The organism is Citrobacter sp. S55_ASV_140 (assembly GCF_018919505.1).
In the GTDB taxonomy this organism is placed as follows: Bacteria; Pseudomonadota; Gammaproteobacteria; order Enterobacterales; family Enterobacteriaceae; genus Citrobacter; species Citrobacter werkmanii.
Genome location: NZ_JAHLQZ010000017.1, coordinates 1 through 15,827 on the forward strand (window position 1 = coordinate 1; position 15,827 = coordinate 15,827).

The 15,827-nt window shown below is 49.9% G+C and carries 13 protein-coding genes; 3 read left to right on the plus strand and 10 right to left on the minus strand.

Annotated elements, in window-relative coordinates:
- Positions 1-985 (minus strand): acyl-CoA synthetase FdrA (gene fdrA, locus KQJ18_RS04855; protein ID WP_216421557.1); only part of this gene is annotated, 985 nt, incomplete at its 3' end.
- A gap of 316 nt (positions 986-1,301) precedes the next feature.
- Between fdrA and allD the strand changes: the two genes are divergently transcribed.
- The 3 genes from allD to allE are packed head-to-tail and all read left to right on the plus strand — an operon-like array spanning position 1,302 to position 4,404.
- Positions 1,302-2,351 (plus strand): ureidoglycolate dehydrogenase, encoded by a 1,050-nt coding sequence (gene allD / locus KQJ18_RS04860; protein ID WP_069323995.1) that lies wholly within the window; start codon positions 1,302-1,304, stop codon positions 2,349-2,351.
- A 21-nt stretch (positions 2,352-2,372) separates the two neighbouring features.
- A complete protein-coding gene (gene allC, locus KQJ18_RS04865; RefSeq protein WP_061381596.1) occupies positions 2,373-3,608 on the plus strand; it encodes an allantoate deiminase in 1,236 nt (411 codons plus the stop codon).
- Positions 3,609-3,618: 10 nt separating this feature from the next.
- On the plus strand, positions 3,619-4,404 hold the full coding sequence (gene allE, locus KQJ18_RS04870) for a (S)-ureidoglycine aminohydrolase (protein ID WP_216421559.1): 786 nt from the start codon (positions 3,619-3,621) through the stop codon (positions 4,402-4,404).
- A gap of 79 nt (positions 4,405-4,483) precedes the next feature.
- Here the strand turns inward: allE and glxK are convergent, their stop codons facing one another.
- The 9 genes from glxK to allR all read right to left on the minus strand — a co-directional run bounded on the left by glxK (position 4,484) and on the right by allR (position 15,776).
- Positions 4,484-5,632, minus strand: coding sequence for a glycerate 3-kinase (glxK, locus tag KQJ18_RS04875; protein WP_216421576.1), 1,149 nt, complete (start codon positions 5,630-5,632; stop codon positions 4,484-4,486).
- A 20-nt stretch (positions 5,633-5,652) separates the two neighbouring features.
- A complete protein-coding gene (locus KQJ18_RS04880) occupies positions 5,653-6,951 on the minus strand; it encodes a uracil/xanthine transporter (RefSeq protein WP_216421561.1) in 1,299 nt (432 codons plus the stop codon).
- Positions 6,952-7,009: 58 nt separating this feature from the next.
- Complete coding sequence (gene allB / locus KQJ18_RS04885) at positions 7,010-8,371, minus strand: allantoinase AllB (RefSeq protein ID WP_216421562.1); 1,362 nt, start codon at positions 8,369-8,371, stop codon at positions 7,010-7,012.
- 72 nt (positions 8,372-8,443) lie between these two features.
- A complete protein-coding gene (locus KQJ18_RS04890; protein ID WP_085047603.1) occupies positions 8,444-9,904 on the minus strand; it encodes a putative allantoin permease in 1,461 nt (486 codons plus the stop codon).
- A 98-nt stretch (positions 9,905-10,002) separates the two neighbouring features.
- Positions 10,003-11,253: an MFS transporter gene (locus KQJ18_RS04895; protein ID WP_137346940.1), complete on the minus strand. Its 1,251-nt coding sequence runs from the start codon at positions 11,251-11,253 to the stop codon at positions 10,003-10,005.
- A 67-nt stretch (positions 11,254-11,320) separates the two neighbouring features.
- The gene (gene glxR / locus KQJ18_RS04900; RefSeq protein WP_216421563.1) at positions 11,321-12,199 is read right to left on the minus strand and encodes a 2-hydroxy-3-oxopropionate reductase; all 879 of its coding nucleotides are present in this window, start codon (positions 12,197-12,199) and stop codon (positions 11,321-11,323) included.
- A 100-nt stretch (positions 12,200-12,299) separates the two neighbouring features.
- Positions 12,300-13,076, minus strand: a complete 777-nt coding sequence (gene hyi, locus KQJ18_RS04905; RefSeq protein WP_087857075.1) for a hydroxypyruvate isomerase — start codon at positions 13,074-13,076, stop codon at positions 12,300-12,302.
- A 12-nt stretch (positions 13,077-13,088) separates the two neighbouring features.
- Positions 13,089-14,870 carry a glyoxylate carboligase gene (gcl, locus tag KQJ18_RS04910; protein WP_199978875.1) on the minus strand — a complete coding sequence of 594 codons (1,782 nt, stop codon included), beginning with the start codon at positions 14,868-14,870 and terminating at the stop codon, positions 13,089-13,091.
- 84 nt (positions 14,871-14,954) lie between these two features.
- Complete coding sequence (gene allR / locus KQJ18_RS04915) at positions 14,955-15,776, minus strand: HTH-type transcriptional repressor AllR (RefSeq protein ID WP_038638433.1); 822 nt, start codon at positions 15,774-15,776, stop codon at positions 14,955-14,957.
- Between the last annotated feature and the right edge of the window lie 51 nt (positions 15,777-15,827).

Here is a 15,827-nt window from a genome sequence, read left to right on the forward strand (position 1 = left end):
CTGTGGTTGAAAGCGAGCTGCGTCGCGCCGCGACTCTCGCCAGTAAACAGGCCAGACGGGCCGCATCGTCCAGCGTCGCGGCAAACCAGACATTTTCATCGCGAGCGACCGCGGAGGTGTAACCTAAAAACAGAGCTACCACGGGTTTGCCGGTGGCCTTCATCGCGTTCACGATATGCTGGCGAACAGCCTCCGCCGGCGGTTTCGACACAAAAGCCAACACCTGGCTTTTGTCGTCTGCGCCAAGCATCTCCAGCGCGGTAAGCGCGCTAATCCCCCCCACCTCGGCGCTCAGGTCGCGCCCACCCAGACCGATGGCGTGGGTGATGCCTTCCCCGGCCAGCGCTATCTGTGAACAGAGCTCCTGAATCCCTGTCCCGGAGGCGCCCAGCACACCGATATTGCCTTCCGGCATCACGTTGGCAAAAGCCAGCGGCGTACCCGCAATCATGGCAGTTCCGCAGTCAGGTCCCATCACCAGTAGACCTTTATCCTGCGCACGGCGCTTCAGAGCGATTTCATCTTCCAGGGTAACGTTATCGGAGAACATCATGACGTTCAGGTTGCGATCCAAGGCCTGGTTCGCCAGTTCCGCCGCGTATTCACCGGCAACCGAAATGAGCGTCATATTCGCCTCAGGCAGTTTCTGGCACGCGCTTTCCCAGCGTCTGACCTGCAGGAGCGTTTGGCTACCGCCGGTGGCCTGCGCCAGCTGCTGCAACGACTCATCCAGTTGTTGCAGAATGGCCTGTGTAATACTTTCATCAGCCGTTTCAGTACGAATCGCCACGCAAATATCGTTTGGCGTCGCATTATTAAAATCGTCATGCCAAAACCCGGTCGTTTCCAGCAATGATTTATTCGCTGGCGTTCCCATCATGACCGATACATCGTCTACATTTTCGGACTCACTCAGCTTGCGTGAAATAATCATTAAACTGACAGAGTCCTGAAAACACCCTTTTTTAATAAAGGCGTGGATCATAACAACCCCTTAATAATTGCACCCATGGCAATTGCACGAGTAGTGTTAATGTGTAGCTCAAGGTATATATCTGGGATCACAAATAGAGTGACTGGCATCACACTGGAATTATTAACAAAATAAATTTAATAACCACCAGAAGATTAAACATTATTTTCTAACGCCATTATTTATTTAAAAAGAAAGGGCAAATCCATACTGATTATCAAATAAATTCTAACTATATTTTTTTGTGTGTCTGGATCACATAATCAATTTTTATTCCCGGTATGTTAACGGCAGTCATGCTTCACACCGTCGTTAAAAAGGAAGACAGATGAAAATCAGTCGGGAAACACTCCACCAGCTTATCGAGAATAAGCTTTGCAAGGCCGGACTAAAACGTGAGCACGCCACAACAGTTGCTGAGGTATTGGTTTACGCCGATGCCAGAGGCATTCACTCTCATGGCGCCGTACGCGTTGAATACTATGCTGAGCGCATTTCAAAAGGCGGCACTAACCGCGAACCCACATTTCGTTTTGAAGAAACCGGTCCCTGTACAGCGATTTTGCATGCCGATAATGCCGCCGGGCAAGTCGCAGCAAAGATGGGTATGGAGCATGCCATTAAAATTGCTAAAAAAAATGGTGTCGCCGTCGTTGGCATTAGCCGAATGGGGCACAGCGGTGCCATTTCTTACTTTGTGCAGCAAGCCGCTCGCGCTGGTCTGATCGGCCTCTCCGTGTGCCAGTCCGACCCGATGGTGGTACCGTTCGGCGGCGCAGATATTTACTACGGTACCAATCCGTTAGCCTTCGCTGCGCCAGGAGAAGGCGACGACATCATGACGTTTGATATGGCGACAACGGTGCAGGCATGGGGAAAAGTTCTGGATGCCCGCTCCCGCAACGAGCCGATTCCTAATACCTGGGCAGTCGATAAAAACGGCGCGCCAACTTCCGATCCCTTTGCTGTCAATGCGTTGCTACCTGCGGCCGGGCCTAAAGGCTATGGCCTGATGATGATGATCGATGTGTTATCCGGCATTTTATTGGGATTACCGTTTGGTCGTCAGGTCAGTTCAATGTATGAGGATTTACATGCCGGTCGGAATTTAGGCCAACTGCATTTGGTTATTAATCCCGACTTTTTCTCCTCCAGCCAATTATTCCGCCAGCACCTCAGCCAGACCATGCAAGAGTTAAATAACATTACTCCGGCCCCCGGCTTTAAACAAGTTTATTACCCCGGACAGGATCAAGATATTAATCAACGCAATGCCGCGGTCCATGGTATCGACATTGTTGACGATATTTATCAATACCTGATTTCCGATGCCCTCTATCTCAAGTCATACGAAACAAAGAATCCCTTTGCACAATAATTATTGAAACAGGAATTTCATATGATCAACCATTTTCGTCACGCAATTGAAGAAACCCTTCCCTGGCTCTCTTCCTTTGGCGCGGATCCTACCGGTGGGATGACGCGCTTGCTGTATTCGCCAGAATGGCTTGAAACACAACAGCAATTCAAAAAGCGTATGGACGCCAGTGGCCTGGAAACGCGCTTTGATGAAGTGGGCAACTTATACGGTCGTCTGCTCGGGAGTGAATCGCCGGAACAGGTCATTTTAAGCGGCTCGCATATTGATACCGTCGTCAACGGCGGCAATCTTGACGGCCAGTTTGGCGCGCTGGCGGCATGGCTCGCGGTTGACTGGCTCAAGAGCACCTATGGTGCCCCGCTGAAAACGGTCGAAGTCGTTTCCATGGCGGAAGAGGAAGGCAGCCGTTTCCCGTATGTCTTCTGGGGCAGCAAAAACATTTTTGGACTGGCAAATCCTGATGACGTCCGTAACATCCAGGACGCGAAAGGCACCCGTTTTGTTGACGCAATGAACGCCTGCGGCTTTACCCTCCCCGCAGAGCCGCTTCATGCTCGTAATGACATCAAAGCCTTCGTTGAATTACACATCGAACAAGGTTGCGTGCTTGAAAGTAATGGTCAGTCGATAGGCGTCGTCAGCGCGATTGTCGGCCAACGTCGCTATACGGTAACGCTGAACGGCGAATCCAACCATGCGGGTACAACGCCGCTGAGCTACCGTCGCGATACCGTTTACGCTTTCAGTCGCATCTGCAGCCAGTCTATCGAGAAAGCCAAAAAGCATGGCGATCCTCTGGTACTGACCTTTGGTAAAGTAGAGCCACAGCCAAACACCGTCAACGTGGTGCCTGGAAAAACGACCTTCACGATCGATTGCCGTCATACCGATGCCGACGTACTGCGTGATTTTACTCAGCAACTGGAAAACGACATGCGCGCCATCTGTGATGAAATGGATATCGGTATTGATATCGATTTGTGGATGGATGAAACGCCAGTCCCGATGGACAGTAAACTGGTCTCCACCCTTACCGAACTGTGTGAAAAGGAACAACTGAACTACCGTGTCATGCACAGTGGCGCGGGCCATGATGCGCAGATTTTTGCCCCTCGTGTACCGACCTGCATGATTTTCATTCCCAGCATTAACGGTATCAGCCACAACCCCGCTGAACGCACAAACATTAACGACCTTGCCGAAGGGGTCAAAACTCTGGCATTAATGCTTCATCAACTTGCCTGGCAGAAATAAGGAGCCATTCATGGGATATCTGAATAACGTCACGGGTTATCGCGATGATTTACTGGCTAATCGCGCAATTGTAAAACACGGTAACTTCGCCCTGTTAACCCCGGACGGACTGGTTAAAAATATCATTCCGGGTTTTGAAAACTGTGACGTCACCATCCTCTCAACGCCAAAACTGGGCGCGTCATTTGTTGACTATCTGGTGACCCTACACCAGAACGGCGGCCACCACAGCGGTTTTGGCGGCGAAGGTATTGAAACGTTCGTGTATGTTATTTCCGGCAAAATTGAGGCAAAAGCGGAAGGTAAAACATTTGCTTTGACTCAGGGCGGATATCTGTATTGCCCGCCAGGTGAACTGCTCACCTTTAATAATGCCCAGACAGAAGACAGCCAACTGTTTTTATACAAACGGCGTTATACGCCGGTGGCCGGCCATTCGCCATGGCTGGTCTCCGGTAATGCCAACCAGTTAGAACGTATTCATTATGAAGGCATGGATGACGTAATCCTGCTGGATTTCCTGCCTAAAGAATTAGGCTTCGATATGAATATGCATATTCTGTCATTCGAACCCGGCGCCAGCCATGGTTATATCGAAACGCATGTACAGGAACATGGGGCTTATATTCTCTCAGGCCAGGGCCTTTATAACCTCGATAACCAATGGGTCCCGGTGAAAAAAGGCGACTACATCTTTATGGGCGCGTACTCCCTGCAGGCGGGTTACGGCGTGGGGCGTGGTGAAGCATTCAGCTATATCTATTCCAAAGATTGCAACCGGGATGTAGAGATTTAACGGCGAACAGCCCGCCTGATAATTTTTTATTTAGCTATGTTGGGTTTTGCCACGGTTAACACCGTGGCTTTTTTTATGCTTAACGCAGATTCATCGCCTGACCGAGCTTCATCGCGCAAGCAATATTACGCGCGCAGTAATAAAGGTTGGTTTCACCGCTCGCCAGCACTTCCGCCAATGGCGCAAGTCGCGGCAAAATACTGAACACCGCATCAATACCATGATCGTGAACCACCTCCACGCCTTCCCCCAGCACTCCGGCGATACCGATAACCGGAACATGATGCTGCATAGCAACAGAAGCAACACCGATTGGCGCTTTTCCCCCGACAGTTTGCGAATCAATACGTCCCTCGCCGGTGATGACCAGCGATGCATCTTTGATGGACTGCTCCAGTTGAACAGCCTGCAGCACAATTTCAATCCCTGGTTTCATGATGGCCTGCAGAAAGATAGCCGCGGCGATGCCCATTCCGCCCGCCGCGCCACCGCCCGCATCCTGAGATACATCTTCACCGGTCAACTCTTGCAGCACATGCGCGTAGTTGAGTAACCCTTCTTCCAGTTTCTCAACCATTTCCGGCGTCGCCCCCTTCTGCGGACCAAATACCCTTGCCGCGCCGCGCGGGCCAACCAATGGGTTGTCCACATCACAAGCGACTTCGATCCGACATGCTGTCAGCCGCGGATCGCACTGTTGCAGGTCAATGCTCGCGAGGCGAGACAAGCTACCGCCTCCCGCCCTCAATGATGCCCCTTGCGCGTCAAGAAACCGCACGCCCAGCGCCTGAGCCATCCCCATGCCGCCATCAACTGTCGCACTCCCGCCGATACCGAGGATAATATGACGAATACCGGCATCCAGCGCATGCCGAATCAGTTCGCCAGTACCGTAACTTGACGCCAGCAGCGGATTACGCGCCTGCGGTTCGACGAGCATCAGTCCACTCGCCGCAGCCATTTCAATAATGGCGGTCTTTCCATCACCGGTCAGGCCATAAAATCCCATGACCTTTTCCCCCATCGGCCCACAGACCGCCAGCGAGACCACTTTTCCACCAGTCGCCGCCACCATGGCATCCACGGTCCCCTCCCCGCCATCCGCAATAGGCAAACAAATATATTCTGCATCCGGGAATATGCTTGAAAATCCAGCTTTAATTGCCTGGCAGCATTGTTCGGCGCTTAAGCTCTCTTTAAACGAATCTGGCGCAATTACAATTTTCATCATTAATCCTTTTCATCCTGTTATTTAATGCGTTCCCATGGAATGAGGTTTTCCATAAGCACTGCCAGTAAAATCCCCACCAATAAGCCATTGCTCAGTAATGGCCGAATAGTCAGTGGAAGATCTTGTAAATAAACCGGTGGCAGCCCCATCAAAAAAATGCCCACAAACAGCGGGAGTGCCAGCCGATAAATATTTCGTGCGGTAAAGGTGATTTGCTGGCTGAAAACCAGACCGGAATAGAGCAACGGCAGATAAGAGACCAGCATAACGGCACTGCTGATCGCCAGTGGAATGGCGCAGAATAAGCGGGTTAGCGGCGTTACTATCGCCACCAAAAAACATAATACGCTGCCGCAAATAAATGATTTTCGCGAGCTGTCGCCAGTTTGAGTTAACAGCCCGATAGAGGAGACAAAAGGTGAAAATGGAATCACGGCAAAAGGCACTGTCACCAGCGTCATAAAACCGGAAATGATAAAGCTACGACGATAACGCGAGCTGCTGGAGCCTTGATGCGCATAAAAGACGTCCGTGCCGCGCACCGCGCCATAGGTATTACTGATATTCACCAGACCGGTGATAACCGCCGTCAGGATAATACCGGGTAACAGCCTGCCATGACTGCCTAACGGGAACCACTGCCAGCTTAATTCACCAGACGGCAAAGACGTTGATGGAAAGCACAATCGCCAGAGTCCCCATCCCACTACCGCCCCCACCAGCAGGGCATAACGGGAGATCCGCTGCGGTAAAAAAATGATCATCGCAAGGATGAAGCACATCACGCCAACCGCCAGGCTAAAAGGCGCCAGTTGAATTTTGACGCTGGTGTCAGCAATGCCAAAAGGCAATCCCAACATGCCCTTAAAAAAGATAGTGGTGAGCTGAGCGCCCAACAGCAGCATAAAAAAGACCATCACCGTTGGGGTAAATAGCCGGGCCAACCGGTGTCCTAAGCCGCTAAAGCCGATAATCATCGTCAGCACAGCGGAAATGACAATCCCGACGCTCAGACTGGTGGCGATATCATTGAGCGGTGTCCCGCGTGACGCCTCCGCCAGGGTAATTGTCAAAATGGTGCCCCACCATAAACCGGTCGGGCCTTCCATAATGGCGCGACGATGGCCACAAATGACCTGCGCAAGGCAGGCCAGCGATGTCGTGATAAAAGCGTACTGCGTGAGCATTAACAGATTGCTCGTAGGGAGATGAAAAGCAGAAACCAGCGTTGGGGGGACCACGACCGTATTGCAAAAAATAAAGAAAAACCACTGAAAGCCAGATAGCAAACTTTCGCGGTTAATAACAGGAAGCATATTCATACCTTAAAATAGAGAATGCCCGCCAGCATGACGGGCATTAATTCGCATCACATTATTGTTGATGTTTAAGGATAAATTGACCTTTTGGCGCTACCGGGAATCCCTGCTCGATGTCATAGATAACATCCCCGCGAAGAATAGTTTTCGTAATGCGCGCGCCAATCGTCCGGCCAACATACGGGCTGACTTTGTGACGGTATTCCAGGTCTTCGTTTTTCAGAACGTATTTGCTGTCCGGTTGAATAAAGACGAAGTCAGCATCTTTACCCGGGGCAATACGTCCTTTCTGTTTCAGGCCAAAAATATCTGCGGCGTTGGTTGCCATCAATTTAGCGAATAGCGGCAGCGACATACCGCGTTTTTGCACGGCCTCATCAAACATGACGTCCATGCAGCTCTGCAGTCCGGCAATGCCGCCCCACGCCTGCATGATATTGCCAGCCTTCATTTCTGGTGGGCATGGCGAGTGGTCGGAAACCAGGCAGTCAATCTCACCATTGAACAGTTTTTCCCACATACCTTGTTGATTCTGTCGATCGCGGATCGGCGGAGAACATTTTGCCAGCGTGCCAATCTCTTCAAACTGATCGGTATCCAGCACAAAATAATGCGGGCAGGATTCGCAGGTCACATCCTGGCCTTCCTGGCGGGCACGGGTCACTTCTTCCACGCCTTCCGGGCTGCTGATATGGCAAACGTGCAGGCGGCAACCGGCGACTTTCGCCAGATACAGCACACGGCGAATAGCTTCCACTTCGGTGAAAACCGGACGTGAAGCCACATAATCATGTGCCGTCACACGGCCTTCGCGTTTAGCTTCCTCGCCAAGCTCGTCGCAAATGAGCGCATTTTCGCAATGCACCAGCACCGTCTGGTCCATTTCTGCTAACTTCTGCGCGCCTTTGTAGAACTGCCAGTCGTTAACGTCACGGAAGTCATTGTCGATTCCGCGATCGCCACAGGTGGCAACGAAGCATTTGAAACCGACGACACCGACCTCATCCAGCTCGTGCAGACGATCAAGGTTGTAAGAAACCAGACCGCCAAGCTGCGCGGCATCAATGGTCAATTTGCCTTTTGCCGCATCAAATTTAAGTTCGATGGTTTCGCGATCCACCGTCGCGGGCAGCTGGTTGAGAGGCATTTCGATCATTGTGGTGATACCGCCTTTTGCCGCGGCACGCGTTCCGGTCTCATAGCCTTCCCAATGTGTACGCCCCGGCTCAGAGATATGGGTATGCGCATCGACCATGCCCGGTGAAACCACCAGACCTGTCGCATCCATTACCTGCTTTGCCTCCCCAAGATTCTCGCCAATGGCGGCGATTTTTCCTGCCTGGACGGCAATATCAATAATACGAGCTTCATTTTCTAAAATAACAGTACCGTTCTTAATAATTAAATCAAAAGACATAACGAACTCCTTGTATGGATACAGATAGTTTTTATAAATAACGCACGCTTACACCTACGTTTACTGATTTCATTACAACTGACCTGTTGCTTTTTCTACTGCGGCAGGTTGTCCAACCGTTCTTTTTTTCAGTAAGGCATATGCCACAAATGCGACAATAACCCCAACAAACCATGACACTCGCGATAACGGTTCAAGCAATGGAATAAACTTTCCACCCAGTGAAAGAATTACCGCCACTAACGTTACAGAGAATGCCGTCAGGTTAAATCCATTATCATAATATTGGTAATTACCGCTGGCGGTATATAATTCATCAAGATTAATCTTGCCGCGCATAACGACAAAATAATGCGCTAACATAACACCAATAACAGGACCGAGCATACCGCCGATGATGTCCAGAAACAGATAAATACTGCTCTGATTTTCCATAAGCTTCCATGGACAAATCAGTAAGCTAATAATACTGGCAATCAATACACCTTTTTTATATGTTAGTTTTGTTGGCGCAATTGCGGCAATCTGATAACCAGCCGGGATAATATTACCCGTAGCGTTTGTTGAGATTGTGGTCATCAGAATAACCAAAACTGCGAAGAATGAGGCAAACAGACTGTCCCAACGCTGTACGATATCCAGCACATTCCAGGTATCCATTCCATAATGAATACTGGCACCGGCAATAATACACACGCTGGCAATCGCAAATAACACGTACGCGACAATAAGACCCAGCGTCTGGCCTAACGCCTGTTCACGAAATGAGTGGGCATTTTGCGTAAAGTCCGATGCGCTTACCGCCGGAGCGGCCCATACCGCAACCACGGCGTTAATCACTACCAGGAACAGGAATCCGCTGTTTCCCGCTTTTTGCACACCGCCCGGAATGTAGTCCAGAATGGGGCCAATCCCTACCAGTGATATCGCCCAGATAGCCATTCCGCCAAAAACGATATAAATGCAAGGGTTCAGGATCGCAGTAAATTTATTTAATACTTTACCGCCGCCAAAACCGATACCAACGTTAATCAGCCAAAAGATAAGAAATGTGATTAACCCCGGCAGAGACAACCCCAGTAGTGTAAAATCACCGCCCAGCGTTAAAAACCCAGGCCATATCTTGCCAATCAGAATAAGAAAAGCCAGCGATCCGGCATAACATTGCAGCCCGAACCACATAATTGCCGCAATCCCGCCTCTTAATAATCCCGGGAAAAGCGCGCCACGTACACCATACGAGCCACGCAGAATCATTGCAAAAGGTACACCGTATTTACTTCCGGCGGCGCCGTTCATAACCATGACTAATGCAATAAACAATGCACTAATAATAATAGCCAGCATAATACTGAATGTGGACAGCCCGAGAATGAAGAACCCGCCAACCATAACATAATTAGGTACGTTATGTACTGACCCCATCCATAAAGTAAAATAGTTAAATGTTTTCCAGTTTCGTTGTGCTGCCGTTTTCGGTAATAAGTCGTCACTATAACCACGTTGTTGGTATAGATCTCTTTGCTGTTCCATAAATCCCTCTTGTCACGTATCGGATAACGTTGTAATGGGTTTAGCTATGTGGAACAAAAACAATATATTAAGTAATGCAAATAGTTTTAATTATATTTTTATGCTGAAGCAGTAACTGGTGTTGCTTTCTTTTTATATAACGTCACGCCGGCAAAAATAAGCGTTCCGGTAACAACCAGACAAGCCGAGATGACAAAGCTTATCTCTTTTGAGCCAGTCAAATCGGAAATAAATCCGGTTAACGTTGGCGCAATAACGGCTGAACTCATACCAAAGAAGTTAAACAGGCTAAATGCTCTGCCCAACGTTTTCGCCGACGCCTGCTCAGACACGAAGGAGATCAGGATGGGATCCACCGCCATTTTTCCCAGTAAACCGTACAGGGTCAGGCTGACCATCAACATCGTGGTATTCGGCGATAACACCGTAAACACCAGCATTGCGGCGGCCATAATTTCCAGCCCAAGAATGACTTTGACTTTGCTGTTACGGAATTTATCGGACAGATGGCTGAAGAACAACGCACCGGGAACCCCCACCACGGCGACCAAAGCCGAGGCAACCCCAATCGCGCCACCATCAAATCCCCTTTCAGTCTGCAGATAGGACGGAAGCCAGGTCACAATCAGGTAATAGCCATAACAGGTACAGAAATAGAGGAAGTAGACGCTGCATAACAAACCCGAAAACAGCGGCGGACTTTTCTCTTCTGTCATCGTTGTCGTCTGCGTTTTTTGCTCTGACACCGCCGTTTCGCTTTTTGCCTTACCGCGGATAACCAAAGTAAATACGCACAACATCACCACCAACACAGCCGCAACCAGGAACAACACGTTTTGCCAGGCCATGCTCATGCTTTTAACCAACACGCTGGAGCCGATTAAACCGATCCCCATCCCAATCGCAGAGCCGCTATTAATGATGGCGTTTGCCAGTGCCCGGCGAGCCTGCGGGACATTTGCCGAAGAGAGAGAATACGCAGAACTAAAGAAAGAGGCGCAGCCCGCTCCTGCCATCAGCGAACCGGCATAGATCATCACCAGTCCCGTGGCTTTTGCAATACTGAGCGTACCAATAATAAAGAGCGTAAACCCACACATCAGCATAATTTTCTGGCCAAGCTTATCGACCAAAATTCCGCAGGGAATTTGCATACTGCAATAGGCGAAAAAATAGAAACTGGCGATGGCGCCAATTTCAGCATTGCTGACATTGCCCAGGGAAGCCTGAATCTCAGGATAAATAGGGGTTAATACGGTGCGATAAATCCATATTGCAACCCAACCCAGACTCATTACGACGACGATCTTCTTCCAGTATTCAATACCGGATGTATTTTTTTCACTCATGACATGCACCTTTCCAAAGTGTGTCTGATTAAAATGTATCGCTGCAGGATTGCAGCGATACCAACGATCATGACAATTTATGATTAGCCATTAATTCCAGGGCCTGAACCATTGCCGAGTGATCCAACTGGCTTCCACCATTCGCGGCACAGGTATTAAATAACTCCTGACAGGTTGCCGTATTAGGCAAATTCAATGAGAGCGCCTTGGCACTTTGTAATGCAAGGTTGAGATCTTTTTGATGCAGTGCAATTTTGAATCCGGGATCAAAAGTGCGCTTGATCATGCGCTCACCATGTACTTCCAGAATACGAGATGAGGCAAACCCGCCCATTAATGCCTGACGCACGCGAACCGGATCCGCGCCCGCTTTAGAGGCAAATACCAGCGCTTCAGAAACGGCTTCAATATTTAAGGCCACGATAATTTGGTTAGCCACTTTACAGGTTTGGCCATCACCATTCCCGCCCACCAGAGTGATATTTTTTCCCAGAATATCAAAGAGCGGTTTCACCCGTTCAAATACATCAGGTTCACCGCCAACCATAATGGACAGCGTCCCTTCACGAGCGCCAATTTCCCCGCCGGACACGGGCGCATCCAGATAATCCCCGCCAAGTTCATTAACCTGCTGAGCAAAACGCTTGGTTTCGATAGGAGAAATAGAACTCATATCGACAATGGTTTTTCCCTGCAATGCGGTTTTAGCGCATCCGTGTTCACCAAAAAGCACTTCTTCAACCTGCGGCGTATCCGGCACCATGATGAAGATAATATCTGCGAAATCAGTCACCTGACGCGCATTTTCAACATTAACCGCCCCCAGTGACAGCAACTCTTCAGCCACAGGTCCAATGGTCGTGACATGTAATTGATGTCCGGCGCGAGCCAGATTAATCGCCATTGGCGATCCCATAATACCCAGGCCAATAAATCCCAGTTTCATTTGCAACCTCTTTTATATCTGTCGGTATTCCTGAATTCAGGCAAAACGATCCCCTTCCAACAGAGTGGAAAAAATAGTGTTGCCTGAAATTACTTACAAATTATCGATACTGATTAATCCACGATAATCCTGCTTCGGTGGTCGTCAGCGGCTTATATTCGCAGCCTACCCACCCGTCATAACCTGATTTATCAATAAACTTAAAAATAAAGTCATAATTGATTTCCCCGGTCCCTGGCTCTCCGCGACGAGGGTTATCTGCAATTTGCAAATGACCTATTTTATTTGCCCACGTGGTCATGGTCTGGGTTAATTCCCCTTCCATGCGCTGCATATGATAAATGTCATACTGAATTTTGATATTATTGCATCCGACGCTATCAATTAACGCTAACGCCTGATGCGTACCGGTGAGAAAGAAACCAGGAATATCAAAATGGTTGATCGGCTCAATCAGCAATAAAATATCTTCTTTCGCTAACATGTTGGCCGCATAGCGCAGATTTTCCACCAGCGTTTGCTGGATCTGTTCAGCCGAAAAACCCGCCGGTGTTTTACCTACCAGGCAATTGATTTTTTTATTACCTAGTCCCTTCGCATAGCGAATAGCCGCGGCCACACCATCACGAAACTCTTCTTCGCGCCCCGGAATACAGGCGATACCACGTTCACCCGCCGCCCAATCTCCGGCGGGGAGATTATGCAACGTATGCTCCAGCTTGTTGGTCTGCAGTTTTTCCTTTAAGACGTCAATGTCGTAATCGTAGGGAAACATAAACTCTACGCCACGAAACCCCGCTTGCGCCGCTTTGTCGAAACGCTCAAGGAAACTGTATTCCAGAAACAGCATGGAAAGATTGGCTGAGAACCGTAACATCTGTCACCTCCTCTATTCATATTTCATAAAACAGGTTTCGGTTGGCGCATCAACTGCACCGTCTGCAACCTCTTCAAACTCGGTCACGTTATCCAGCTCGCTACCCATCGAGATATTGGTCACTCGTTCAAGGATCACTTCGACAACAACCGGAACGCGATACTGCGCCATCAGGACTTTGGCTTGCTCAAACGCCGGAGCGAGATCTTCAGGTTTGAAGACGCGAATAGCCTTACAACCTAATCCCTCTGCCACTTTGACGTGATCGACGCCATAGCCGTTTACTTCGCTGGAGTTGATATTTTCAAACGCCAGTTGGACGCAGTAATCCATATCAAAAGCACGCTGCGATTGACGAATCAGGCCCAGATAGGCGTTGTTGACCAGCACATGGATGTAAGGAATATTGAATTGCGCGCCTACCGCCAGTTCTTCAATCAGGAACTGGAAGTCAAAATCCCCCGAAATCCCGACGACGTTGCGTGTTGGGTCGGCAACACAAACCCCTAATGCCGCAGGCAGCGTCCAGCCGAGAGGGCCTGCCTGGCCGCAGTTGATCCAGTGACGCTCTTTGAACACATGCAGCATTTGCGCAGCGGCAATTTGTGATAATCCGATGGTGGTGACGTAGCAAACGTCGCGACCAAAGGCTTTATTCATCTCTTCATAGACACGCTGCGGTTTCACCGGGACATTGTCGAAGTGGGTTTTACGCAGTAACGTCCGCTTACGCTGTTGGCATTCATCAACCCAGCTATTCCGGCAAGGTAAACGTCCGGCTTTCTGCATTTCCTGAGCGACGTCAATCAACAAGGTCAGCGCGGCTTTGGCATCAGAAACAATGCCCAAATCCGGGCACAGAACACGGCCAATTTGCGTCGGTTCAATGTCGATATGAATGATTTTGCGCCCTTCGGTGTACTTCGAGACCGAGCCGGTGTGACGGTTAGCAAAACGGTTACCAATACCGAACACCATATCAGAAGCAAGCAGCGTGGCATTTCCGTAGCGGTGCGCGGTTTGTAGCCCGACCATGCCAGCCATTAACTCATGATCGTCAGGGATACATCCCCAGCCCATCAACGTGGGGATAACCGGTACATGGGTCAGCTCCGCAAAACGTTGCAGCAGTGCGGAAGCATCAGCATTAATCACCCCGCCCCCCGCTACGATAACCGGACGTTCCGCCTGGCTCAGCATTTCCAGCGCTCTCTCAATTTGCTTGCGGCTGGCGGCAGGTTTGTACACCGGCAACGGCTCATACATGTCGGGATCGAATTCGATTTCTTCAACCTGGACATCAAAAGGCAAATCGATCAGCACCGGGCCAGGGCGACCTGAGCGCATGACGTGGAATGCCTGCTGTAAAACCCGAGGCAGCAGTGCCGCTTCACGTACCGTTACCGCCATTTTGCTGACCGGTTTGGCGATAGATTCAATATCGACAGCCTGAAAATCTTCCTTATGCAGGCGGGCACGAGGCGCCTGACCGGTGATACATAAAATAGGAATAGAGTCGGCAGAGGCGGAATACAGTGCAGTGATCATGTCAGTTCCAGCCGGGCCTGAAGTGCCAAGGCAGACGCCAATGTTGCCTGCAGCGGCACGCGTATAACCTTCCGCCATATGGGAGGCGCCTTCAACGTGGCGAGCCAGAATGTGACGGATGCCGCCGTGATTACGCATTGCGGAATAGAACGGGTTGATTGCCGCTCCAGGCACGCCAAATGCGGTGGTGATACCTTCTTTTTCCAGCACATACATTGCCGCGTCAACGGCTCTCATTTTTGCCATTTTCTTTCTACCTCTATTTATTGGAAAATTTTTCCAACTTTAAAAAAATCCAAAAAAGTCCCGCTCCTCTGAGCGGGTTGCGACTTAAGCTACGGGTGCTTTTAACCCAAGCGCCGTACTGATATCTCGTGCTGTATCCCGTACCAGCTCCCCCTGACTAATAAAACGATCTTCCGTCAGTCTGGATGCGGGCCCCGAAATAGAGATGGCAGCCACTACACTGCCTGCATCGTCATAGATAGCCGAAGCGATGCAATTCAATCCAACAACATGTTCTTCGTGATCAACGATATAGCCATTCTCGCGCGCCTGTTCCAGATTACGCAGCAGAGTAGGAAAATCCACCAACGTGTTCGGCGTAAACTGCTGCAAACCCGTTTTCACGACAATGTCCATTAACTCTTCTTCCATCAGCGGATAAAGCAGTGCTTTCCCCGCGCCGGAAGCATGCAACGGCATACGGCTGCCCAAAGGTGCACACATCCTGACCATCGATTTGCACTCCTTCTGGCCAATCAGCACCGCTTCAGTGCCATTACGAATCGCGACATTCACCGTTTCGCCTGACAGCAGCATTAATCGGTGCATAAATGGTCCGGCTACCGACAGGACGTCGCGATTATGAATATACGCGGAGCCCACATTGAAGACGCCTAAACCGATGTGCCACCATCCTAACTGACTGTCCTGATAGACAAAATCAGCACCCTGTAAAACCTTTAGCAGGCGAAAAGTCGTGGAGAGCGGTAAATCCAGACTGCCGGAAATATCGCTGACTGACGAACTCCCCCCACTTCTTTCGAGATACTGCAAAATCGCAATGCCTCTTTCGAGCGCCTGAGCGCCTTTCTGCGCAACCGGCTCCGTCTGTCCAGGCCTGCCGCGCCGTCTTACTTCCGTCTCCACTACATTTACTCCGGCCCAAAATATGAGCATAAACAATGAACAATATGCTCA

Bases quoted from the DNA above. Each gene is read 5' to 3' on its own strand.
- allD (WP_069323995.1), top strand. From the start codon at position 1,302: ATGAAAATCAGTCGGGAAACACTCCACCAGCTTATCGAGAATAAGCTT.
- allC (WP_061381596.1), top strand. From the start codon at position 2,373: ATGATCAACCATTTTCGTCACGCAATTGAAGAAACCCTTCCCTGGCTC.
- allE (WP_216421559.1), top strand. From the start codon at position 3,619: ATGGGATATCTGAATAACGTCACGGGTTATCGCGATGATTTACTGGCT.
- glxK (WP_216421576.1), bottom strand. From the start codon at position 5,632: ATGAAAATTGTAATTGCGCCAGATTCGTTTAAAGAGAGCTTAAGCGCC.
- KQJ18_RS04880 (WP_216421561.1), bottom strand. From the start codon at position 6,951: ATGCTTCCTGTTATTAACCGCGAAAGTTTGCTATCTGGCTTTCAGTGG.
- allB (WP_216421562.1), bottom strand. From the start codon at position 8,371: ATGTCTTTTGATTTAATTATTAAGAACGGTACTGTTATTTTAGAAAAT.
- KQJ18_RS04890 (WP_085047603.1), bottom strand. From the start codon at position 9,904: ATGGAACAGCAAAGAGATCTATACCAACAACGTGGTTATAGTGACGAC.
- KQJ18_RS04895 (WP_137346940.1), bottom strand. From the start codon at position 11,253: ATGAGTGAAAAAAATACATCCGGTATTGAATACTGGAAGAAGATCGTC.
- glxR (WP_216421563.1), bottom strand. From the start codon at position 12,199: ATGAAACTGGGATTTATTGGCCTGGGTATTATGGGATCGCCAATGGCG.
- hyi (WP_087857075.1), bottom strand. From the start codon at position 13,076: ATGTTACGGTTCTCAGCCAATCTTTCCATGCTGTTTCTGGAATACAGT.
- gcl (WP_199978875.1), bottom strand. From the start codon at position 14,870: ATGGCAAAAATGAGAGCCGTTGACGCGGCAATGTATGTGCTGGAAAAA.